Genomic DNA, 22,671 nt, shown 5'->3' on the forward strand with positions numbered 1-22,671 from the left:
AAAAGGGGTTTAAACGCTTTCTTCCGCGTTGGGAAGATCAGCCGTTTCCTCTTCCACTTCCGTTGGTGAACTAAATTTCACAAACCGGATAAGGATCAGCGCAATAATGCCAATGACAAATGCCAAGGCGCCGCCAGCAATAAATGGCACGCCCAATTCATAAATGGCGGCCAAAGTTGCCCCTATAAAAGGCGCGCCGAGCATGGCAACAATGCTGGTCATTTCATTGACAGCAGTCACCCGGCCCATCTTATCAGGTGGGGTTTCAAGCTGAAGCACGGTGCGCAATGGCACAAAAGTGCCCGCCCCAATAACACCCACGGTAAAGAACGCGGCAACAAAGGCATAATATGGGATAGACCAGCCATTGATGGCGATCAGCCCCAAGCCTGCGGTGAACAACGCCACGATCATCATGGCAGGGCCAATGATCAAATAAGGGTGAATTTGCTTTTTGATGCTGCCAATGGTGAGCGCGCCCGCAACACCACCTGCGCCCACTGCGGCAATAGATAAACCAAGAATATTCTCACCAAACCCAAGCTCGCGCGTCATCGGGCCGATCAGAGTGTCGTGCAAGAAAATCGCAAAAAAGCCCATCGCGCCCAAGCCAATTGTGACCCAAAGCGCTGGCTTAGCCAGCACCACTTTGAAGCCCTCTCCCGCCTCAGCAAACATGGATTTTTTCGCCTCTCCATCTTCCAGCTTTTTCACTTCGCGAATGTTGCGTGGCAACGTCATCAAAATCAAAACCGCACACAAGGAAATGACCCCATTGACCACGAACACCATTTGCGGACTGATGATCAGCAAAAGCGCACCGCCAACCGCTGGTCCCGCCACTTTCGACATCTGATTTATGATGTGGCTGAAACCATTGGTGGACATCAGCTCGTCACGTTCGGACAGTGCTTGAATGGCCACCTGTTTCGCTGGAGAAAAGAAGCTATCCACCACGCCCCGGAAGGCGACCAGCGCCAGCATGATTTCCGGCTGACCAGCAAAGGCCAGCGCAAATGTGGTGATCGCCCGCCCCAAATTGGACAGCACCATCACCGTGCGAATATCCAGCCGATCCACCAATGCGCCGGAAAATGGACCAATGAAAACATAGGGCAATGTGAGGGCAACGATAAACCAAGCGAAATAAACTGGATCAACCTGCCACGCATAGGTGAACAGAGATATGATCGCCACATAATCCAGCCAATCGGCAAAGTCCGCTGGTAATTGCGCGGCCAGTATACGCCGCATGTGCTTATTCTTAGGTAATTTCATTAAGCCCTCTCCCATCAATATTCTTATAGATAGAGAAAACCAAATTCGGTTCAACCCGAAATTCAAAGATAATTACCGTTTAGTACAAAAGTATGATCTTGACGGTTAGCAAATCTCTGCCCCAACGGAACGGACCAATCGGGGCAGAGAAAGATTAGGCAAGTTGCTCAATATGCTGCAAAGTTGCAAGTGAACCAAGACATGCGGCCACCGCTTCCCGCCCCTTATTTTCCGCATCATCAGAGCTACGCACCACGGCTTGCTCTTGGGTGTAAGTGGTCAAAATACCGAAACAAATCGGCACTTCAGTTTCCAAACTCGCCTCCATAATGCCCATCGTGGCACCCAACGAGATAAACTCGAAATGCGCAGTGTCACCTTTGATCACACAGCCCAAGCAAACCACGCCATCATAGCGACCAGACTTGGCAAGCTTCTTCGCGATCAGCGGCATTTCAAACGCGCCGGGCGCTTCAAAAACATCTTCAGTCGCGAGTTGCAGGCCTGCTTCCTGCAATTCTAGGCGTGCCCCATCCAACAAACCATGCGTGACTTTGGGGTTAAACTGGCTCACCACAATCGCCACACGTGCATTGTCAATAATAGTGGTTTTGCCACGGCTTTTAATTTGATCATTCATATTAGAACTGTTCCGGTAGATTGTGATTTAGTTTTTCGCGCTTGGTGGAAAGATAGGCCGCATTTTGCGCGGTTTCGCCAACTTGCAAGGGGCGCACCTCATTCAATCCAATACCCATATTTTCTAGCGCTTTTGCTTTGGCTGGATTGTTCGACAACAGGCTGATCTTGTTGAGACCCAAATCTTTCAAAATGGCCGCTGCAATATCAAATTGACGCGCATCAACGGGCAAACCAAGCGCCCGGTTGGCGTCGACCGTGTCCATGCCTTTATCTTGCAACTGATAGGCGCGGACCTTGTTGCCAAGACCAATGCCTCGCCCCTCATGGCCGCGGAGATAGACCACCACACCACCATCGGGATGGGCATCAATTTCTGCCATTGCCGCTTGCAATTGTGGTCCGCAATCGCATCGTTTGGAGCCGAAAGCATCGCCCGTCAAACATTCCGAATGCACCCGCACCAAGGGGTTATCACCCAAAGGCTGGCTAAGCAGCGCCACATGTTCCTCGCCACTGCTGACCTCACGATAGGCGACGATTTCAAAATCATTTGCTGCATGGTGGGTGGGCAACTGGCTTTCGGCTACACGCGACACCAATCGCTTTTCGCTGCGCGCGGGGCCACCCAAATGGGCAACAAGTTCAGCGATGGAAAGCATTGGCAACTCATGGCGTTGCGCAAAATTCTCAAGCTCTTCGCCCTTTGCCATATGCCCATCATCACCCATCACTTCGCAGATGACAGCTGCAGGGGTAAGGCCCGCCAATTGCATCAAATCCACTGACGCTTCGGTGTGGCCGTTGCGCACACGACACCCGCCATCAGCCGCCCGCAGTGGGAACACATGGCCCGGCGAAACGATCTCGCCAGGCAGCACGCCCGGCTTAATCGCCGTCAAAATAGTTTGCGACCGATCATAAGCGGAAATGCCCGTGGTGATACCTTCACGCGCTTCGATCGACACGGTGAAAGCCGTGGAGCGATTAGCGCGGTTTTGCTTGACCATCGGCGGCAAGCCCAACTTGTCGATTTGCTCCCCAAGCATGGGCAGGCAGATTAGGCCACAACCTTCTTTGGCCATAAATCGAATGGTTTCCGGCGTGGCAAACTCTGCAGCCACCACCAAATCGCCTTCATTTTCGCGGTCTTCATCGTCAGTTAAAACGATCATGCCGCCATTTTTCAAATGCTCTACTGCGCGTTGTAACCGTGACATAGCCGCTCCACATATTTTGCAATAACATCATTTTCCACATGGATTTGATCACCCACCTGCCGAGATTGCAGGTTGGTGTGGGTCCATGTGTGGGGAATAATGGTCAACCCGATCCGTGTGCCATCCGCATGATCTTCAAGCGTATTGATGGTGAGGCTGATCCCGTCCAGCGAGATGGAGCCCTTCTCAACACAATATCGACCCAAGGATTGCGGCAACTCTAGCTCAATAAGATGCGCACCTGCCTTCTCTTCAACAGACGACAGAGTGGCGATGCCATCCACATGACCTTGCACCAAATGGCCAGAAAGCTTTGTTTCCAGCGCAACCGCGCGCTCCAAATTGATCAAGTCGCCATCTTGCAACGCGCCTAGTGACGTGCGGGCCAAACTTTCAGGGCTGACGTAAAACTCAGCCAAGCCAGCTGCATCAAACGTGACCACGGTGAGGCACACGCCGTTTACGGCAACGCTTTCGCCCAAGGCCAAATCGTCATAACTCGTATCGATATCGAATATACGCGCACCATCCTCATCGCGCACGGCTTTGACCTTGCCGAGCCGATCAATGATTCCCGAAAACATCCGCGTCTCCATTATGTGTTTCGCCATTCAATGCGGCATCGGCATAGGTGGCGCAGATCACGTCCGCGTCTGGTTGCCGCTGAATGGTGATGTCCAAATGAACAAGATTCTGATCGCGGCAAGCTGCGGCCAAACTCGGCCCGGCTTCCACCAACACTTCCATGCATCCACGCTTGCCCAGCTCCGCGAGGGCTGTCTTCAAGTCTGTCGAAATCATAGGCAAAAAACCTCGACTGCGTGCAGCGGCCAGATAGGCTTGGTCAACACGCCCGCGCCGATCAAGAATGACCAATGGGCGGCGCTTACCTTCAAAATCTTCAACACGCCGAACAGTGAAATGCGGATCGTCAGCCAGCACGGTGCCCGAGCCTGTAATGACTGCATCCGCACGGCGGCGCAGCTTGTGGGCAAATTTAAGGGAAGATGGCCGCGTGAACGTTTTCTCGCCAGCAGGTGGGATCATACTGCCTTGAGCATCCTCCGCCACTTTCAAGGTAACAAAGGGCATTTGCGTACGCGCGTAATGCAAGAACGGCGCGATCAAACGCTGGCAATCCAAGTGAAACTCCTGCGCCCAACTCTCGTGAATGTCTGAGAGAAAGTACACCTCGATGCCTGCCTCGCGCAGTTTGCCGGCACCGCCGCCAACAACGCGTGGATTTGAATCTTTCGCGCCGATCCAAACCTCTTGCACACCAGCGTCAATCAACCCATCAACACAAGGCGGTGTACGACCAAAATGAGCGCACGGCTCTAACGTGACGACAGCGGTGTGGGGTTTCACCCCCGGCGGCAACTCCGCAAGCGCGGCACGCTCTGCATGTGGACCACCCGCTGCCTGATGCGCACCGATAGACAAGATGCCCCCATCCGCATCCAGCAAAGCGCAGCCCACTGGCGGATTGGGCGCAGTTGCACCCTCAAAAAGCCGCGCAGCATTCAGAGCATAGCGAAACGCCTGCCCAATAGGCGTAAGTTCTGATGTCGATTTAACGATTGGTTCTAAATCCATTCGCCCACCTCAAATTCATAGAAGGGCGAAACACGTGCCAGACGACACGAACGGCATGCGCCAAGGCGCACGTCCGCTAAGACAATAGGCGCAATCACCCATTACGGGCGTTGCCTGTCTTTGTTCTCTCACATCCGGACTTTAACCGTCGGCTCCGGAATTACACCGGATCTGCTAGACCCTTCTGGCAGGAGCCAAAAGGCGCTCGCGGGCTGATGGATTTCTCCAATTACCGCCGGTGGGGAATTTCACCCCGCCCCGAGAACAGCCGCACTGCGGCCAATGGCGAAGAACCTACGCCATTTCTTAACAAACGTAAAGACAACAGATTTAGCGCTTTAGTCGAACAATCTAAGCGGAGGTAACAGGCTGGCGCAAAACGGTTTTTAGCTTCTCTGGCGCCACACGCCGGGGATCATTCAGATAAATCTCGTGATGTTTCAAATGCATCTTCAACCCGTGTTCGGGAATAAATTCATGATGCATTTTGTGCAAAATTGGGCCCTCATCATCATAAGAACCCACATGCAAAACCTGCACACAATCGCCCTCATGATAGGTTTCAAGCCGCACCTTGCGCAGCAATGTTTCGCTGGTTGGTGGCTCTTTCTTTTTGGCATTTTTCGCAATGGTTTGCGCCCGCACCTGCTCCAAATGATCTTCGGTCAGCCAATCGGGTTGGCGGATCATCATGGTCCATAACCATTGATCTTTTTGGCGGGTGATAAAGGTATCCATATCTTCTGCCCACCAAAGCCCTTGCAATGGCCCCACCACAAAGTCTTTTTCAAACTCGGTTTTGGACAGAAATTTGAGGCCATAGCTCAACCCATAAAGCGCAGCCAGGGAGGGCGGATAGCTCTCCCCCACCGGGCCACCTTCCCCATCAATCATCAAATATTTCATGGGCGGCACATCCAGCCGATCAATACGTCCAGCCTTGCCGGAATAAAAGGCCTTGTCGCTTTTCTTAAAGTCGAGTTTTTCCACGATCAATCCTCCGCCAACGGCATGTAAATATCCGTCAGCAAATCGGCAGGGGCCACTTCGCGCGGATTGTTGAGATAATCCTCCACGCAAGGCGCATCGCGCAGCTCAACCCCTTGATTGTTCAGCCATGTGCCATAAAGCCACCGATAAGCATCCGGCATCTCCGCATAGGCACCGCGATAATGCAGCACCGCATAGCGCCCACCTTCAATGGTGCGTTTCTCAAAATGATCCGGCATTTCAACATCGCCATCAAAAACTGCCCCTGCGAACGAGCGCAGCTCCGGCTCCGGCACACTATCCGGATCATCATAATATGTTGCCATGGAGTGGTTGAGACGCGGCAGCAAGCCTGCCTGCCCCACCCAGCCAAACACAAGATCAAACGCGCGCCCAATGTGCATATAGCTGCCCTGATGCGGCAGGCCAATCATAGTCATTGGCTCAATCGTTTTGATTTCTACTGGGTACAAATGCCCTTCTCCCTGTTCAATAGCCGCTTGCAATTTCACATGCGCACCTGCACGGCGATATTGCGCTGGCGGCTGGCCATAAGTTTGCGTGAAAGCCCGAGAAAAGGCAGCCAAGCTGGAATAGCCCGACCGTTCAGAAATCTCCTCAATTGAGATTTTGCTTTGTGCCAATTGCCCCGCAGCGCGATGCAATCGCAACCGCTTCACCGTGGCCGCGATGGTTTCGCCCTGAATCGCGCGATAAACCCGATGCCAATGATATGGCGACATACACGCCACATCGGCCAGAAGCTGCAAATCAATCGGCTCGTCCAAATGATCATAAATATAATTGACCACCCGATCGATCCGCTTACGATAGCTTAGCTGCTGTTGGCTCATTTGCATTCTGATCTTTTCCTTTTGACTGGCTCGGGTTACAAGCAAGCACAAACGCACTTGATAAATCTTGCGCACTTTGAAATTTGGCTCAACGCGCGGCACTTTCGACCAGAGGGAATACACATGTCGACTTATTTCTATTTTGCATATGGCTCAAACCTTCTAAATGAGCGGCTGCAAAATAGGTGCCCCACCGCCCAGCCCGTAGCAACCGCTTTTGCACCCGGCTATAATGTCAACTTCGGCAAGATTGGTCACGATGATCATGGTGGTTCAGGAAAAGGTACCATTTTCAAAACCAACAATGAAAGTGATCGGGTTTACGGTGTGGTTTATGAAATGCACATGGAAGAAGCCACAATCCTAGATCGGATTGAAGGCATTCACCTCACCTTGCCAACCACCTATATTCGCGATGCAAATTTCATGGTGCAAACGGATCAGGGCCAACAATTTCAAACGGTAACCTATATTGCTGATCCAGATCCAACTCCCCCAAAACCCTACACATGGTATTGGGCGCTTTGCATTTCTGGCGCAATTCAGAATGATCTACCAAAATCCCATCAGGACCATTTGGCCAGCTTCGACCATATGCCCGATCCGGACCCACAGCGCCCCGGCAAGCTGGAAGCAGAAATGCTGCTTAAAAAGAGTGGTTTTGATCACTTGCTGACGGCTGAAAGTGCCTAAGGCACAGCATCCATGCGTCCACCTCTCGATTATCAACCGCCGAAAGACCCTTTGAAGATCATATTCGAGGACGATGATTTGCTGGTGGTTGATAAGCCTTCTGGCCTGCTCACCGTGCCAGGCAAAGCGGAACATCTGTGGGACTGCCTAGAATATCGTGCGAAGCAATATTGCGATGAGGCGCGGATAATCCATCGGCTGGATATGGACACCTCGGGCATTGTGATTTTGGCGAAAAATGCCAATGCCCACCGCCATATCGGGCTGCAATTTGAACGCCGACACACCAGCAAAATTTATCAAGCGCTGGCTTGGGGCAACGCGGAAAAAGATGAAGGATTAATCGACCTTCCCCTACGTTGCGATTGGCCGAACCGCCCGCTTCAATTGATTGACTTTGATAAGGGCAAATCCGCGCAAACGCGTTATGAAGTTTTAGAACGCAACGAGCGCACCAGTAGATTTGACCTATTTCCAATCACCGGCCGCTCTCACCAATTGCGGGTGCATCTGCTCGCACTCGGCCATCCCATTTTGGGCGATAATTTTTATGCACCGCTTTTCGTACAAGCAGCCCATGACCGCCTTTGCTTACATGCCCGCTTTTTGGAAGTGCATCACCCAAACGGCGGCGAACGCATTAGCTTTGAAAGCGGAGTGCCGTTTTAGGCAACTCGATCGGCCCGCATTTCAGCGGCCACAATCTTCTCTTCTGTTAGCCTTGTGAGGGCATAAAACAAAAGCAAGAGGCAGATGATTGCTGCAACCAGAAATGCACTGCGCAAAGCCCATTCGCGGCCCAACACTGGTTCAAACCATTGCACAACAAAGCCACCCAGCAGCGTGCCGATAGGCATCATGCCCCAACCAAAGAATCGATAGACGGCATTCACACGACCCAACAAGGCATCAGGGATAACACGTTGCCTGAACGAAACTGTGTGAATGTTCCAACCGACAGTACCAATGCCGCCAACAAAGATAACCAGCCACGCAAACCAAAAGCTGCTGGCAAAACCAACTGCCAAATTCTCGAGCATCATCAAGGCCATGGCCACAAGCAACATATGACGCATGCGCAGCCATTTGCCCAACCAAGGCACGGCAAAACTGCCAACTACGCCGCCCAACGCGCCCGCAGTGAGCAACAAACCATATCCGGCAGCGTCGAGCATCAACACTTCCTGCGCAAACAGCACATAAATGGCAAAGCCCATCATAAAAGCAGCGTTTACCCCGCCAAGAATAAACGCCAGATCGCGCAGCAACGGGAATCGCCAAAGCCAGCCAATCCCCTCTTTCAATTCAGTCATAAAGTGAGTTGACGCACCGTTTGTTTTGGGCTGACGCACCGGCACAGAAATCCAAAGCATCATGAAAGCAGCAAAGAGGAACGCCAAAGCATTGGTGGCCAGCGGCATGAAAATCGCAACGGCGATAAGAAAGCCTGCCAATGGCGGGCCAGCCAGCCCGTTAAGCACCATCTCCACGGCCGAAAATCGCCCATTTGCCGCCTCCAACTGTTCACGCACGACAATGCTGGGCAAAATGGTCTGGCCTGCATTATCGCGCAGTACTTCGCAAATGCCCAAAACCAATGAAGCGATGTATAGCGACAGCAACAGAAACCAGTTTGTGCTGTCCTCGCCAATCGCTTGCATCGGGCCATATTGCACAAAGATGGCCGCGAGTAGCCCGGTGACAAGAAACCGAACCAAATCCATGCCGATCATTATTTTGCGACGATCAAACCGATCTGTGATCACCCCAGCGGGCAGTGAAAAGAAAAACCAAGGGCTACGCAAGAACACGGCAACCAAAGCAATAAGCAACGGGTCCCTTGTCAATAAAGATGCGATCCACGGGAAGGCAACAAGCGCAACGCCGTCAGCCAGATTAGAGGCACCCGCGGCGAACCAAAGTTTTGCAAAATTTCGATTTATCAGCACTAGGCGGAAAATTCTTTGAGTAATTTATTCATTTCACTTGGATGAGACAGTATGCGCACAGATTTATCAAGGTGAAAAAGCTTGTCCTTAATTTTCGGCGCGCGTTTGCGACGAAAGGTCAGCACATAGTTTAGAAATTGGAGGTCAAGCTTTTCAGAGCACCCCGGCGCCAGATCTGGCCGCGTCTGCCCTTTATATGTCCAATACCGTTTGAGCACGCGTCAAGCGCAAAGCCATGTGGGAAAATCAAGAAAGATGATCAGATCGGCACGAGGCAAACGAATATCATGGGTTTTGCTGTAATTCCCATCCATCACCCATTTATCTTCAGCACAAAGGGTGGCAACGGTGGTACGCCAATCATCATGATCTGGCTCCACCCAACCGGGTGAGAAATAATGCTGATCCATATGAACCACTGGCAGATCAAGCGCGGCACCAAGCTTGCGCGCCAAGGTGGATTTACCTGAACCGGAACACCCTAAAATCGCGATACGTTGCATCAACCCCTCCCCCAGAAAAGGAGGCGGGTTTAAACCATCGCCTATTTGTTGGCAAGTTGAACCACGGATTTAAAGCGTGGCTGATCCTGCGGCACCAGATTGACCACTTTATAGCCCCGCGCTTCCATATCTTTGAGCAATTGCGGCAGCATTTTCACGGTGCGATGATGAATATCGTGGAAAAGCACGATGCCTCGCCCCGCTTTGGCCATGCGCGCCAATGTACGCTCGCGCACCTGGTCAGCGCTATCGCTAAAATAATCTTTGGAATCCACGCCCACATCCATGATCACATAACCTGAATTGGTGACCGCTGTGCGGAGCTGGGCATTTTGCGCCAGATAAGGAAACCGGAAAAACGGCGCAGGCGCCTTATGAATTGGCGACAAGGCTGCCACAACTGGCCGCTGGCCGCGTTCAATCTCTGCCAACGCTGCAGCAACGTTCAGTTTGGTTAGATCGCCATGCGAGTGCGTGTGCAAGCCAACAGTGTGTCCGCGCTTGGCCACTTCACGCACCAAACCCGGGTGAGACTGCGCTGAACGGCCTAACATCAAAAACATGGCTTTGACGTCATGCTCATCAAGAATATCGAGGATTTTCTCGGTTTTGCCTGGGCGCGGACCATCATCAAAAGTCAACACAAACTCGCCTTTGGCCAGTTGGATATCCTTTTGCATTGAAACAGAAAGGGTGCGCCCCTCAAGGGCTTGACCGCTCCTCCGCAATTCAAGGTGCGGCGCTATAGACGCCGTTCTTACGGGATCCACTTTCGGATCAGAATTGCCGGTCAACAGTGCGCGCGCAACTTGCTCTTTTTCGTCGGCTTTTGCGGGCATTTCTTGAGTATAAGCGGAGCGACTTGTTGTCGGTCCATTTTTTGGTGGCTTTGCACATCCACCCAGCATGGCAAGCACTGCCAAACCAATCACTACACCACGCAACTGAACCATCACTCGAACCCAAAATCATGAAATCACATAATTTTTAGTTGGGTTATGGTTAATTTTGCGTTGCGTTTAATTTAGATTTGAACGGTTTCGCTCATCACAACTACGTCGTTCGATTCAATGGCTGCCATGAGTTTTTCAAAGGCACGCCGCTCAATCACATACATTTGGTCGCCAGAAGGCGTGTATATGATTTGCTTCTCAACGCGCGCTAACGCGTCAAGCAGACTATTATGTTCCATTTCGATGGCCTCGTCGTCGAATTTCAAAAAAATAGGTCTAGGGAAAAATGTCGTCAACTTCGATCAACATGGGCTGATATAACAAAGTAAAAAAATTTTACTAGCAGAATAATTTATATTCTACCATTCAAATCCAATATGTGACAAAAATGTAACGAACCTACGGTTACGGTTACATATCAGCCTCTAGATATTGCACAGGTGAAGTTTTACTACATCTTTCATACTTCTACGCAGCTTTGCTTTTTGCTACATAAAACACTCTCATTGCATGCGCGATTAAGCCCATGCTCCCGAAATTGGAGGAAATTATGACGCGTCGCCAACGCTTGGAAACTCTTTTTGCGCAAGCCGCTGGCTATATCGACCAGCAAACAGGCGGCGTGGTGCCTGCAATTCAACCCTCCACAACATTTGTGCGGGATGAGCAATATGACCTACTGCGCGACAACAACATCTATGCCCGCGACGATAATGACATTGTGCGGCTGGCAGAGAAGATTTTGGCCACAGCTGAAAATGCGCAGGATGCGTTGGTGTTTCCAACTGGCATGGCCTCCATTGCCGCCCTGTTCCGCACCATTCGCGCAGGCCAAACCATCATCATGCAATCGCAAATTTATTGGGGCACGACCAAATGGGCGCGAGAGTTTTGCGAACGCCGCGACGTCAAATTGATTGAGCAAGACACCAGCAAAACAGACGAAACCATTGCATTGATCGCGGCTGAAAAGCCTGCACTGGTCTTCATCGAAACACCATCAAACCCGTGGCTGCACATCACTGACATAAGCGCACTCGCTGATGCGACGAAACAAGTGGACGCCATCTTGGCAGTCGATTCCACAGCGGCGGGCCCTGCCACTTCCAACCCGCTGGATCTTGGCGCAAATATTGTGATGCATTCCGGCACCAAAAGCATCAATGGCCATTCTGACGTGCTGGCCGGTGTGTTGGCCGTGGACGATGAAACGCGAACAATCTGGCAAGACATCAAAGTGGACCGCCACGATGCAGGCGCGGTGATCGGCAGCTTTGAAGCCTATTTGCTGATCCGTGGCATGCGGACCTTGCCATTGCGCATGGAGCGCATGAGCGAAAATGCGATGGCTGTGGCAAGCTATTTGAGCAATCATGATCAAGTGGATCATGTGTTCTACCCCGGGCTCGAAAGCCATGAAGCGCACGCGCTTGCCAAATCACAAATGCAAAACGGCTTTGGACCGCTTCTCTCCTTCACGGTGAAAGGTGATAAGCAACGCGCACTTGATGTTGTGGGCAAAATGAAGCTGTTCAAACGCGCCACATCTTTGGGCGGCGTAGAAAGCTTGGTGGAGCATCGCTATACAATTGAAAGCACCACGGGCATTCCGGAAACGCTGCTGCGCCTTTCTGTCGGCATTGAGCATATCGACGATCTGATTGCCGACCTCGAGGCCGCCCTCAGCTAAGCCGATTGCGCCAATAGCTGCTGCGGCGTGCGGCCGACCAGCGCCGAAAAGGCTTTGGTGAAGTGCGCCTGATCAAAATAGCCAAGGCGATGGGCCAGCTCTGTCAAAGAGCGCTCTTCGCCTTGATTGATGGCGTCCACCGCCTCGATCATCCGATAGCGATCAATCACCCACTTGGGCGACACGCCAATATATTGCGCAAACAGGCGTTGCAGTTGCCGCGCATTTAAGCCGGATTGCGCAGCCAATTCCGACATGCGCGTCAAATCCGCATCGGCCTCAACCAATTGCACCAAATCGTGGGCCTGTTTGGCTTTGGCATCTTCATCAGCCTCAATGGCTGCAAAATGCTGATCCAAACGTTCTGCCATCTCTGCAGGCTTACTCAAGGCAACAAACTCCGCCTCCAGGGCGCGCAAATCTACGCCCAATGGCGAAAGATTGACCTCATGCCGATCTGTCAGCGTTGCGATGGGCTGCTGCCAAAGCTCATATAAATAGCCAGGCCGGAATTTGAGACCGATTACGCGCCCCTTTCCCGACAGTTCATAAAAGAAGCGGTTTGTTTGAACCCCAAATAAGCCAGATCCTGCTTGCGGGTCTAAAACCAAATGTGCACTCGGGTGTGGCAAATTCTCTTGCCGGTAAACAGGCCGATCCCCGCGATCCCATTCAATCACCCAATAATTTTCAACCCAACGCCCAGCTTCAGCCGAAGGCGCAATGCGCGTCAGATCAAATTCAGCCATCGAAACATGTTTGGCAATCAAGCCACGGGCTGGGCCAAGATTGGGATCAGATTTTTCCATCAGCTTGTCGCGAAATTACAATTCATCATCAACAGATTTTGCCAAGCTAGGGCCAGATCAACAAGGAAAAACAGCATGAAACTTACGGGCACCTATAGCCATCTATCTTGGGATGAAACCGTGGTCGAGCAAATCAACGACCAACAAAAATTCAGCGAAGCACTGGTGAAAGAAGAGTTTGACGGCGATCTGCAAGGCAAAGCCAGCATCAAAATGCAGCTCTTTTATTGCGATGAAAGCACCGCAACCTATCACGGATTTCGCCTGTTCAACGGCAGCCTAAATGGCGAACCGGGCACATTGACCATTTTGGAAACCGGCACTTGGGCGACGGACAAAGCCACAACACATTGGCAAATTGTTGAAGGCTCCGGCACGGGCGCATTTGAAGGCGCAACTGGCCAAGGCGGTTATGAAGCGGGACACACCAATAAGGTCAATTGGCACTTGGATATATCGCTTTAAGCCTCATCTTTCGGCGTCAGATAGATCGACAGAAAATAGCAGCTGGCGAAAATCAGCGCAGCCCCAACCCATTGCAACGGCGTGGGCACATGTGAAAACAACACTAGCCCCAACAAGGCTGCCCACACTACGCTGGTATTGTCGGTGATCGCAAAAACGCCCACCGGCAATTGCTTCAGCGCAATCACAGACCAGTACCCCGCAAAGGCACCAACAACGCAAGTTGCAGCCAAAATGCCCCACTGGCCAACGCTCAACGGCACATATTGAGCGAGCCCCGGCGACAGAATAAGCGCGGCCAAGGAAAGCTGAATAAATGACATCAATATTGGGCCTTCCTTTTGCGTATGAAGCTTTAGAAAAGCCAATAAAGTTGCTTCCAAAATTGGCACAGCAATAAGCGCCAAAAGAGGCAAAAGCGACAGGCTGATCTGCGCGGAGAACAAGCCTTCGCTGATTAAAAACAGCAAAGCGCCGAGCAGCCCCACCAACAAGGCCACCGCAATTTTGCCATCGAATTTTTCGTTAAAAAACACCACACCATAAAGTGTGCTGATCAATTGCCCGGTCAGCGCGAAGGCGGCCACAGTGACAAGGGCGAAGTTGGCGAGTGCAAAATACATGCAAAGCGTCACCAGCGCAGCCCCCGCCGCCCGCAACACATGCAAGCGCCATTGCACACCAGCAAAATGAAGATGCTGCCCCCAAAGGGCGACGCCGAAAAAGATCAACGCACTGCCCAGCGTGCGTAGAAACGCCACCTGCCCCACAGGCAGGCTAACCACCAGCACTTTCACCAGCGCATCCATCACGGCAAAGGCAAACATGGCCAAAAGCGCCAACCCCAAAGCGGAAGGTTTTATGCGGTGGAGCAGCCTGCTCATCGTTTCGGCGTGCGGCGCACCTGCTTGCGTGCAGCAAGCAGGCAGGCAACAATGATCATAAAGGCACCAATCCACGTGGTAAGCGCGGGCACCTCAGCAAAAAAGATAAAGCCAAACAGTGCCGCCCAGAGCAAGGCAGTGTTTTCAGTGAGCACAAACACAGAGGCGGGCAAATGTTTGAGCGCCGACACGAACATCAAAAAGCCAAACGCCCCCAAAACACCAACGCCGACCAAGCGGGCACCCACTTCAACATTGGGCATTTCAAACTGGAAAAACACAAACGGCAAAACACAAATCCCGACGAAAGCTGCCTGCAGAAACGTAATCGCAATCGCATCCGCTTGCTTGGTTTGATTTTTCATCACCACCACACCAAGCGCATAGGCAGCAGGCGCAAAGATCGTCGCAAGCCAAGCAAATGTATCATCACTCAATGCAATATCGTCACTGCCGCCGCCCAACACGATCACCATGGCACCAGCAAAGCCCAAAATGGTGCCGAAAATGAGCGTTTTGCTAACTTCTTCCTTGAGGAAGATCACGCCCATTAAGCTAACCATCAAAGGCGCAGACATGAAAACCGATGTCACCAACACCAGCGGCAATTTACCGATCGCATAAAAGAAAGAATAGGCTGTGGCCCCAACCAACATGGCGCGCAGAAAATGCCCGGGCAATTGCGCTTTTGTGGGAAAACGTGATCGCTTCGCCAGCACCAAACCACCAAGAATGAGCGCCGCCACGGCCTGACGGAAAAACAGGATTTGGATGGTTGTCACATCAGCGGACAAGGCCTTGATGTTCACATCCATAAAGCTCAAAACAGCGATTGCAGCCACTGCCAAAAGCAGTGCGCGAGGGGTCGATAATTCCATGTTGGCCAACTATAAAAAGAACTGCAGCCCTAATGGTTAGACCAATTTCTAAAAAGCGGCAAGGGAGACTATCCCTCAATTTCCTCGCGCATCATTTCAATCTCAAGCCACTCTTCTTCTGCCGCATCCAATTTTTGCTGAGTTGCACCCAGCTCTTCGGTTAGCTTTTGAAACTTTTCAGGCGACTTTGCATAAAGTTCCGGATCGGCCAGTTCGCCATTCAATTTGGCAACTTTGGCTTCCAGCTCTTCCATCAATTTCGGCAAATTTTCCAGCGCGTGCTTGTGCTTGAAGCTTAGCTTTTTCTGCGGTTTCGGTGCAGCGGGTGCCGTAGTGGATTTTGGCTTGTCCTTTTTGGGCTTATCTTCGCGCTTGCGTTGCCCAACCCCGTGGCCACGCAAAGCCACCATGTCAGAATAACCGCCCGCATATTCATGCCAATGGCCGCCACCTTCATGCACCAAAATGGACGTAGCCACACGGTCCAAAAAGTCACGGTCGTGGCTGACGACGATCACCGTACCATGATAATCGGCCAGCATTTCTTGCAACAAATCCAGCGTTTCCAAATCCAGATCATTGGTCGGTTCGTCAAGGATCAACAGGTTAGACGGTTGCGCCATAGCTTTGGCCAGCAAGACACGCGCGCGCTCACCGCCAGACAATTTGCCCACAGCAGTGCCTGCTTGCTCGGGTGAGAACAGGAAATCCTTCATATAGCCGACCACATGCTTGGTCTGATCGCCAATGATAATATTGTCGCTACCGCCGCCCGTTAGGCTATCTTTGAGGCTGGTTTCAGGATCAAGCTGCGCTCGCTTCTGGTCCAGCACCGCAATTTCGAGCTTGGTGCCCAATTGCACCTCGCCTTCATCTGGCGTCAGCTCACCTGTGATCAGCTTGATCAATGTGGATTTGCCTGCGCCATTTGGCCCGACAATACCCAACCGATCCCCGCGCATCACCCGCAGCGTGAAGTCTTTCACGATGGTCAAATCACCGAAGCTCTTCGACACATTTTTCACATCGGCAACAATGGCACCGGACTGTTGGCCTTCCGTGGCCTGCATTTTCACATTGCCTGTCGGCCCGCGATGGTCGGCACGTTTCTGGCGCAGATCGGCCAGCTCTGACATACGGCGCACATTGCGTTTGCGCCGCGCGGTGACACCATAGCGCACCCAATGCTCCTCGCGCACGATCTGCCGATCCAGCTTGTGCTGTTCCAACTCTTCTTGCGCTAAAAGCTCATCACGCCATTGCTCAAAATGGGCGAAGCCTTGGCTGGTTTGGCGCGTGCGTCCACGGTCCAGCCAAACGGTAGATTGGGTCAAATCTGAAAGGAAACGTCTATCGTGCGAGATGATCACCATCGCCGATTTCATACTTTTCAACTCATCCTGCAGCCACTCAATGGCCGGCAAGTCCAAATGGTTGGTCGGCTCGTCCAGCAACAACACATCTGGCTCCGGTGCCAATGTACGGGCTAGCGCCGCGCGGCGTGCCTCGCCACCTGATAGACCTTTTGGCGATGCCTCAGGATCAAGCCCCAACTCGCCGAGCAAATAGGGTGCGCGAAATTGATCATCGCCATCAACCAAGCCGTCTTGCACATAATCCAACACAGTGTCGTAAGCACTCAAATCCGGCTCTTGCTGCAAATAGCGCCATGTCACCCCCGGCTGCACAAAGCGCGTGCCGCTATCCGCCTCAACATCGCCTGCCAATATCTTGAGCAAGGTCGACTTGCCAGACCCGTTGCGGCCCACCAACGCAATGCGCTCGCCCGGCGCCACAAACAGTTCGGCCCCTTCCAAAAGCGGGGTACCGCCAAAGGTGAGAAAAATATCTTGAAGTGAAAGAACTGCGCTGGCCATATTGTGTCTACATTCCTGTTTAGGCTCTACTACCATTGATTGACACAATTACAATGGCCAATTGATGCCACATCAAACGCAAAGGCAGATTTATGAGTGAAAATTTGGATCAATATCTGATTGAGGCCGACGAACTAGCGAACAAGCTGGGACAAGATAATTTAGTGATCTTTGATGCCTCAATGCATCTGCCCAACGCCAACCGCGATGCAGCCAAAGAATATGATGAGAAACACATTCCCGGTGCCCTATTCTTCTCCATCAAAGACCTATCCGATCCCAATTCAAGCTTGTCGCACACGATGCCCAGCGCCCACTTCTTCGAAGATCAAATGCGGCAAATGGGCGTGAACAATGATGATGAAATTGTTGTTTATGACACCCAAGGACTGTTTTCTGCTGCCCGCGCGTGGTGGATGCTGAGCCAGATGGGCGCACAAAATGTGCGCATTCTCAATGGCGGTTTCCCCTATTGGGAAAAGCAAGGCCATCCAACTGAGGCTGGCAAAGTCTCACCTAAAGAAACGGGCAACTTCGCCGCCAAGTTTGATGCACAGAAACTGGTGCCTTTTGAGGAACTTCTAAAGCTGGTGAACAAAGGCGATCAAAGCTGCAATATTCTCGATGCGCGTGGGCCTGGCCGATTTAACGGTGAAACAGATGAGCCCCGCGAAGGCATGCGGGCGGGCCATATGCCCGGCGCGGAAAATCTGCACTATGCCGGGTTTCTTGATGATGATGGCCGGTTGCTGCCAAAGGCCGAACTGGCCCGCATCGTGAATGAAAAATTCGACAGCACCAAACCCACCATCGCCACATGCGGTTCCGGCGTAACCGCCTGCGTGATCCTGCTTGTGCTCGATATTTTGGGCCACAAAAACACCCGGCTTTATGATGGCTCTTGGTCCGAATGGGGCGCACGCCCGGAAACACCAATCGTGAAGGGCTAGAACGCACGTTCATTTAGCCCCGGCACCGTCCTGGCCCTGTGCCGGGATCTACTGCTGCATGACACGGCACCAAATGCGGAGTGGTGGCGTCGAGGCCAGCGCCCATAAGTTTCACCGCGCCAAGCCACTTACTCCCACGTCATTACCGGGCTTGACCCGGTAATCCATAGAGCCTTTCGGTTTACCGAGATGCCCCGCATAACCAGGATGCTACTTGGACCCCGGATCAAGTCCGGGGTGACGCCGGGTGTCAGGCGACTTAGTGCAAAGCATCAGCGCGGTAATCCAATAGGGTTAAGGGTGAGGTACTTCAGCATCGCCACATGCAATCGCACCCTCGGCGGATATTTGAGGTGGACATCATTCGTCAGAATCTATATTGCAAATGTTTATAAAACAAACTTTTGCAATATAGGCGCATGTCACTCACCGATTTAGAACAAAGATTATTGGCCGCAATCACCGCGCACCCCTATGCCAGCCAGAAGGAACTGGGCGAGCAATTGGGCGTGGCACGCGCAACTGTGGCCAATTATATTGAGCGCTTGCAGGCTAAAGGCTTTATCCTTGGCCGTGCCTATATCGTTGCGCAACAGCAAAGCATTTTGTGCATTGGTGGCGCGGTGATGGATCGGGTGCTCAAGCTGAAAGAGCCTGGCATTTTGGAAACCTCCAACCCGGCCAGCGCAGAGGAAACGCGCGGCGGCGTCGCCCGCAATGTGGCGGAAAATCTGGCACGATTGGGCGATGCCACCAAACTATTGTCCATTGTTGGCGATGATGGCGCGGCAGATGCATTGATCGGCGCCACTGCGGAAAGCGGCGTTGATTTGAGCCATATGGTGCGTAGTACCAATGGCACCACCGGCACCTACACCGCAATCATGCAGCCCAATGGCAGCCTTTATCTTGGCGTGGCTGATATGGACATTTTCAACCAGATGGATGCCCAATTTGTGCAATCCAATATCGGGTTGGTAAGCGGTGCAGCGCTGGTATTTGCCGACACAAACCTACCCGCAGACGGGTTGGCGAAATTGATCACCCATTGCCGTGACCAGCAAATTCAACTGGCCATCGACAGTGTATCCATACCCAAGTTCAAACGCTTGCCGCAGGATTTATCTGGCGTCAGCTATCTCTTCTGCAACAAAGATGAAGCAGCAGCGACCACTGGTGAACAAGAGCCGCAAGCCATATTGGATGCATTGCTCGCCCGCGGCGCGGCACACGCCATTATGACCGATGGCGCAAATGGCGTTTATCTGGCCGCGCAAAACGATCAACCCACCACCATGCAGCACCTTGCAGTACCCGCCGCCGAAATTGTGGACGTTTCTGGCGCGGGCGATGCCTTTGTGGCGGGCACGCTGCATGGCCTTAATCAACAACGCCCGCTCAGCCAAGCGGCCCAGTTTGGCATTGGCGCGGCGCAACACACCCTAAAATCCACCCTGCGCAACAGCCCCGACCTCTCCCATGCGGCGGTTGAAACATTCGCGCAGCAGCATTTTCAATAAGGATTCCTCCCATGAATTTTGATCTTCAATTTGGCGCACATGTTGCCGAAGCCCTTCGCAACGACACCCCAATCGTGGCACTTGAAACCACCGTGGTGACCCATGGCATGGCCTATCCCAGCAATCTGGAAACAGCCTTGGCTATGGAAAATGCCGTGAAGGAAGCTGGCGCCTGCCCAGCCACTTTGGGCATTGTAAACGGACAAGTCACAGTTGGCTTGTCTGAAGAGCAACTCAAGGATTTCGCCACGAGTGAACGCGGCTCAATCGCCAAATGCTCGCGCCGCGACTTCGCACCCCTGTTGGGCAAAAAACACTCCGGCTCACTCACCGTCGCGGGCACCATGATCGTGGCCGCAGCGGCAAAGATCGATATCTTTGCCACTGGCGGCATTGGCGGTGTGCATCGTGGCCATCCATTTGACGTATCTGCTGACCTGACCGAACTGGGCAAAACCCCTGTTGCCGTGGTGTGCGCAGGCGCAAAATCAATTCTCGACTTGCCGCTGACATTGGAAGTGTTGGAAACCCAAGGCGTGCCAATCGTCGGCTATCAAACCCCGAACCTACCCGCCTTCTATACCCGCGATAGCGGCATGGCCCTGCCCCACAGTGTGGACAATGTGAACGAGGCTGCGGCCACCTTTAATGCTTGGCGCGACTTGGGCGCGGATAGCGGCTTGCTGTTCACCAACCCAGTGCCGGAAGCAGATGCTTTGAGCAATGATGAGATGGAAACCATCATCGACAAAGCCATCGCGGAAGCCGACGCCAATGGTGTGAAAGGCGCGGCTGTGACGCCATTTGTTTTGGGTAAAGTGGTGGAATTGAGCGGCGGCCGTTCACTCAAAGCCAACATTGCGCTATTGATCAACAATGCGAAGTTGGCTGGGGAGATCGCCATCGCCGCAAAAGGATAGAAAAATGGGGCCAAATGCTTGTGAATGATCAGCAAAATCTAAAAGCTATCGGCCCTATTTTAAAATATTCATTGATCACAGGCGTTGCCCTTTTGCTGGGGCTGCGCCTTTTCTTTTGGCTCAGCGGCAACATGGTGGCCGACGAAGCCTATTATTGGATGTGGTCGCAACATCCAGCCATTTCCTATTATGACCACCCGCCGCTCAATGCATGGATGCTATGGCTCGCCTCAAAACTGTTCGGCTGGAACGTGCTGGCCCTGCGTATTGGCCCCATCCTGACCTTTTTGGCAGACATTTGGATATTGTGGGCCATTTCCAAACAGATCAGCGACCAGCCAAAACAGCATTTTGTGCTCACGCTGATCCTGTTTTTGGCCACGCCAATTTTCCTCACCATGACCATGCTAGCGCTGCCCGACCATTTGATGGTGATGCTGCTGCTTTTGGCCCTGCTCTGCTTCATCAAATTCTTCAATGCAATGGAATTGGGCGCGCGCCCTTGGCCGTGGCTTTACGCCGCTTGCATTTGCGTGGGCTTAGCCACATTGGCAAAATATAACGCAGTGCTGCTGGGTGCCGGAGCGTTTCTTTATGCCCTCGCCAACAAGCAAGCGCGCATCATATTAAAACACTGGCAAAGTTATGCCGCCTTCGCGCTTTTCTTGTTGGTGGTTGGCCCGGAAATCTATTGGAACATCAACACCAACGCTTCATCCATCACATTTATTCTACGCGACCGCCATGCGGGCCTGCCCACGGAGAACAATTTTAGCGGCCTCATCGGCTATTTGGGCGGGATGATTGGGTTCCTCTCCCCCTTCTTGCTGTGGCCGCTGGCCAAATGCCTTTGGCCAACCAGCAAAAACGTCCCGCAGCTTGGGTTGGCACGGTGTATCTTTTGGGCCTCAACCCTCTTGTTTCTGGCGCTATCGCTCACCACTGACATCATGTTCCATTGGAACTTGGTGGCCTATATCGCCATCCTGCCGTTCCTCGCCCACTTTATCCGTTGGGGCTGGCTGCTGTTTGCCCATATCGCCTATGGCGTGCTGCTGGCCGCAATCATCGCGTATAATTTCGGAGCACTTCCGATCCGCACCTATTTCAGCACCGCAGATTATTTCTCGGCACGCTCTTTCGGTTGGGAAGATACAGCAGAATGGGTTGAGAAGCTCAGCTTAGAACATAAGCCAGATTTTATTGCAGGAACGCACTATACGATCAGCGCCCCGCTTGGCTTTGCCTTGAAAAATCCAGATGTAACGGACCTTGGTTCCGCGCATTCGCAATTCCGCTATTGGTTTGCTCCATCGGAACATCTGGGTGACAACGCCTTGATCGTCACCCATTCCGGCAACGGGTTGGGCGCAGAGCTTGAAGCGCGGTTTGAGCAGGTGGAGCTGCTCGATACAATCGAGATCTACCGCCAAGGATATCTGGTGGAAAAGCGACATGCCTACTTAGCGACAGGCTTTAAAAATTAGGCAAAGAAAATGGGTGCCCAACTCAGTTGAAGGCACCCATTAAAGTTGAAAGCACGGCTACTCCTAGCGTGCTTTGATCGGGTCACGCCATGCAATGGCTTTGCTGGCGGGGTAACATCCCACCGCGACCTTCTTAGAATAATTGCCAGAGATAATTTTCACTTGGCCGTTTGAGCATTTGCCCATCACCACGCCCACATGGTTGCGCATCACCATGATCGAGCCAACTTTGGCAACTTTTGTGTTTTTGCCATATGAAGCAAAATCTCGGGCCCGGAAAGAGCCGCGCACGTCAAATCCGGCGCGTTTTAGAATTTGGTCCATATAGCACGCACACCATTTTGATGGGCATCCGTTGGGGCGACGCTGCCCCAAATCTTTTTCCATTAATTTGATCAAAGGCGTAGCCTGAGCTGGCGCTGCCGCAAAAACAGGCAACGCAAGCGCAATCGCGGCGATAGCCGCGCGAATAGTCTTGTTCATCATGTAGTTTATTCACCAAGCGGGCCAGTGGGC

24 protein-coding genes and 1 riboswitch are annotated in these 22,671 nt (G+C 52.4%); of the genes, 8 read left to right on the forward strand and 16 right to left on the reverse strand.

Features of this window, described 5'->3' with window-relative positions:
• Positions 1-9 precede the first annotated feature (9 nt).
• The 7 genes from ATL17_RS05005 to ATL17_RS05035 all read right to left on the reverse strand — a co-directional run bounded on the left by ATL17_RS05005 (position 10) and on the right by ATL17_RS05035 (position 6,583).
• Positions 10-1,278, reverse strand: a complete 1,269-nt coding sequence (locus ATL17_RS05005; RefSeq protein ID WP_166638897.1) for an MFS transporter — start codon at positions 1,276-1,278, stop codon at positions 10-12.
• Positions 1,279-1,432: 154 nt separating this feature from the next.
• Positions 1,433-1,918: a 6,7-dimethyl-8-ribityllumazine synthase gene (ribH, locus tag ATL17_RS05010; RefSeq protein WP_133571659.1), complete on the reverse strand. Its 486-nt coding sequence runs from the start codon at positions 1,916-1,918 to the stop codon at positions 1,433-1,435.
• Position 1,919: 1 nt separating this feature from the next.
• Positions 1,920-3,137, reverse strand: coding sequence for a 3,4-dihydroxy-2-butanone-4-phosphate synthase (gene ribB, locus ATL17_RS05015; protein WP_133571660.1), 1,218 nt, complete (start codon positions 3,135-3,137; stop codon positions 1,920-1,922).
• A complete protein-coding gene (locus ATL17_RS05020) occupies positions 3,113-3,721 on the reverse strand; it encodes a riboflavin synthase (RefSeq protein WP_133571661.1) in 609 nt (202 codons plus the stop codon). Before ATL17_RS05020 ends, ribB begins: the two co-directional genes overlap by 25 nt.
• Entirely contained in the window at positions 3,702-4,733 is a 1,032-nt protein-coding gene (gene ribD / locus ATL17_RS05025) for a bifunctional diaminohydroxyphosphoribosylaminopyrimidine deaminase/5-amino-6-(5-phosphoribosylamino)uracil reductase RibD (RefSeq protein WP_133571662.1), read from the reverse strand. Before ribD ends, ATL17_RS05020 begins: the two co-directional genes overlap by 20 nt.
• Positions 4,734-4,851: 118 nt before the next feature.
• Positions 4,852-5,003, reverse strand: a riboswitch (FMN riboswitch).
• An 81-nt stretch (positions 5,004-5,084) separates the two neighbouring features.
• A complete protein-coding gene (locus ATL17_RS05030) occupies positions 5,085-5,723 on the reverse strand; it encodes a GyrI-like domain-containing protein (protein WP_208111113.1) in 639 nt (212 codons plus the stop codon).
• Between the two features lie 2 nt (positions 5,724-5,725).
• Positions 5,726-6,583 (reverse strand): AraC family transcriptional regulator, encoded by an 858-nt coding sequence (locus ATL17_RS05035; protein WP_133571663.1) that lies wholly within the window; start codon positions 6,581-6,583, stop codon positions 5,726-5,728.
• A 117-nt stretch (positions 6,584-6,700) separates the two neighbouring features.
• Here ATL17_RS05035 and ATL17_RS05040 point away from each other — a divergent pair, with 117 nt between their 5' ends.
• Together ATL17_RS05040 and ATL17_RS05045 are read left to right on the forward strand one after the other, a co-directional pair.
• Complete coding sequence (locus tag ATL17_RS05040; RefSeq protein WP_133571664.1) at positions 6,701-7,270, forward strand: gamma-glutamylcyclotransferase family protein; 570 nt, start codon at positions 6,701-6,703, stop codon at positions 7,268-7,270.
• A 12-nt stretch (positions 7,271-7,282) separates the two neighbouring features.
• On the forward strand, positions 7,283-7,939 hold the full coding sequence (locus tag ATL17_RS05045; RefSeq protein WP_133571665.1) for an RluA family pseudouridine synthase: 657 nt from the start codon (positions 7,283-7,285) through the stop codon (positions 7,937-7,939).
• On the opposite strand, the gene ATL17_RS05050 is transcribed toward ATL17_RS05045, so the two are convergent.
• The 4 genes from ATL17_RS05050 to ATL17_RS16870 form a co-directional block, all read right to left on the reverse strand.
• Positions 7,936-9,219 (reverse strand): MFS transporter, encoded by a 1,284-nt coding sequence (locus ATL17_RS05050; protein ID WP_166638898.1) that lies wholly within the window; start codon positions 9,217-9,219, stop codon positions 7,936-7,938. The two genes, ATL17_RS05045 and ATL17_RS05050, sit on opposite strands and share 4 nt — an antisense overlap.
• A gap of 221 nt (positions 9,220-9,440) precedes the next feature.
• Entirely contained in the window at positions 9,441-9,722 is a 282-nt protein-coding gene (locus tag ATL17_RS05055) for a P-loop NTPase family protein (protein WP_133571667.1), read from the reverse strand.
• A 41-nt stretch (positions 9,723-9,763) separates the two neighbouring features.
• On the reverse strand, positions 9,764-10,675 hold the full coding sequence (locus ATL17_RS05060) for a polysaccharide deacetylase family protein (protein ID WP_133571668.1): 912 nt from the start codon (positions 10,673-10,675) through the stop codon (positions 9,764-9,766).
• A 71-nt stretch (positions 10,676-10,746) separates the two neighbouring features.
• Positions 10,747-10,914, reverse strand: a complete 168-nt coding sequence (locus ATL17_RS16870; protein ID WP_166638899.1) for a hypothetical protein — start codon at positions 10,912-10,914, stop codon at positions 10,747-10,749.
• Positions 10,915-11,225: 311 nt separating this feature from the next.
• Between ATL17_RS16870 and ATL17_RS05065 the strand changes: the two genes are divergently transcribed.
• Entirely contained in the window at positions 11,226-12,365 is a 1,140-nt protein-coding gene (locus ATL17_RS05065; protein ID WP_133571669.1) for a trans-sulfuration enzyme family protein, read from the forward strand.
• Here the strand turns inward: ATL17_RS05065 and ATL17_RS05070 are convergent.
• Positions 12,362-13,174, reverse strand: a complete 813-nt coding sequence (locus ATL17_RS05070) for a helix-turn-helix domain-containing protein (RefSeq protein WP_133571670.1) — start codon at positions 13,172-13,174, stop codon at positions 12,362-12,364. The two genes, ATL17_RS05065 and ATL17_RS05070, sit on opposite strands and share 4 nt — an antisense overlap.
• Positions 13,175-13,249: 75 nt before the next feature.
• Here ATL17_RS05070 and ATL17_RS16875 point away from each other — a divergent pair, with 75 nt between their 5' ends.
• Positions 13,250-13,639 (forward strand): DUF3224 domain-containing protein, encoded by a 390-nt coding sequence (locus ATL17_RS16875; protein ID WP_166638900.1) that lies wholly within the window; start codon positions 13,250-13,252, stop codon positions 13,637-13,639.
• Here ATL17_RS16875 and ATL17_RS05080 read toward each other — a convergent pair.
• The 3 genes from ATL17_RS05080 to ATL17_RS05090 form a co-directional block, all read right to left on the reverse strand.
• Positions 13,636-14,523, reverse strand: a complete 888-nt coding sequence (locus tag ATL17_RS05080; RefSeq protein WP_133571672.1) for a DMT family transporter — start codon at positions 14,521-14,523, stop codon at positions 13,636-13,638. The two genes, ATL17_RS16875 and ATL17_RS05080, sit on opposite strands and share 4 nt — an antisense overlap.
• Positions 14,520-15,401 carry a DMT family transporter gene (locus ATL17_RS05085; protein WP_133571673.1) on the reverse strand — a complete coding sequence of 294 codons (882 nt, stop codon included), beginning with the start codon at positions 15,399-15,401 and terminating at the stop codon, positions 14,520-14,522. Before ATL17_RS05085 ends, ATL17_RS05080 begins: the two co-directional genes overlap by 4 nt.
• Before the next feature lie 68 nt (positions 15,402-15,469).
• Complete coding sequence (locus ATL17_RS05090) at positions 15,470-17,278, reverse strand: ABC-F family ATP-binding cassette domain-containing protein (protein ID WP_133571674.1); 1,809 nt, start codon at positions 17,276-17,278, stop codon at positions 15,470-15,472.
• A gap of 92 nt (positions 17,279-17,370) precedes the next feature.
• Here ATL17_RS05090 and sseA point away from each other — a divergent pair, with 92 nt between their 5' ends.
• The 4 genes from sseA to ATL17_RS05110 all read left to right on the forward strand — a co-directional run bounded on the left by sseA (position 17,371) and on the right by ATL17_RS05110 (position 22,155).
• Positions 17,371-18,228, forward strand: coding sequence for a 3-mercaptopyruvate sulfurtransferase (gene sseA / locus ATL17_RS05095; RefSeq protein ID WP_133571675.1), 858 nt, complete (start codon positions 17,371-17,373; stop codon positions 18,226-18,228).
• A gap of 419 nt (positions 18,229-18,647) precedes the next feature.
• Positions 18,648-19,748 (forward strand): carbohydrate kinase, encoded by a 1,101-nt coding sequence (locus ATL17_RS05100; RefSeq protein ID WP_133571676.1) that lies wholly within the window; start codon positions 18,648-18,650, stop codon positions 19,746-19,748.
• Between the two features lie 11 nt (positions 19,749-19,759).
• Complete coding sequence (locus tag ATL17_RS05105) at positions 19,760-20,668, forward strand: pseudouridine-5'-phosphate glycosidase (protein ID WP_133571677.1); 909 nt, start codon at positions 19,760-19,762, stop codon at positions 20,666-20,668.
• 14 nt (positions 20,669-20,682) lie between these two features.
• Positions 20,683-22,155, forward strand: a complete 1,473-nt coding sequence (locus tag ATL17_RS05110; protein ID WP_133571678.1) for an ArnT family glycosyltransferase — start codon at positions 20,683-20,685, stop codon at positions 22,153-22,155.
• A 63-nt stretch (positions 22,156-22,218) separates the two neighbouring features.
• Here the strand turns inward: ATL17_RS05110 and ATL17_RS05115 are convergent, their stop codons facing one another.
• On the reverse strand, positions 22,219-22,641 hold the full coding sequence (locus ATL17_RS05115; protein ID WP_133571679.1) for a CHAP domain-containing protein: 423 nt from the start codon (positions 22,639-22,641) through the stop codon (positions 22,219-22,221).
• Positions 22,642-22,671 lie beyond the last annotated feature (30 nt).

The sequence above is a fragment of the Maritalea mobilis genome (genome assembly GCF_004363175.1).
GTDB lineage: Bacteria > Pseudomonadota > Alphaproteobacteria > Rhizobiales > Devosiaceae > Maritalea > Maritalea mobilis.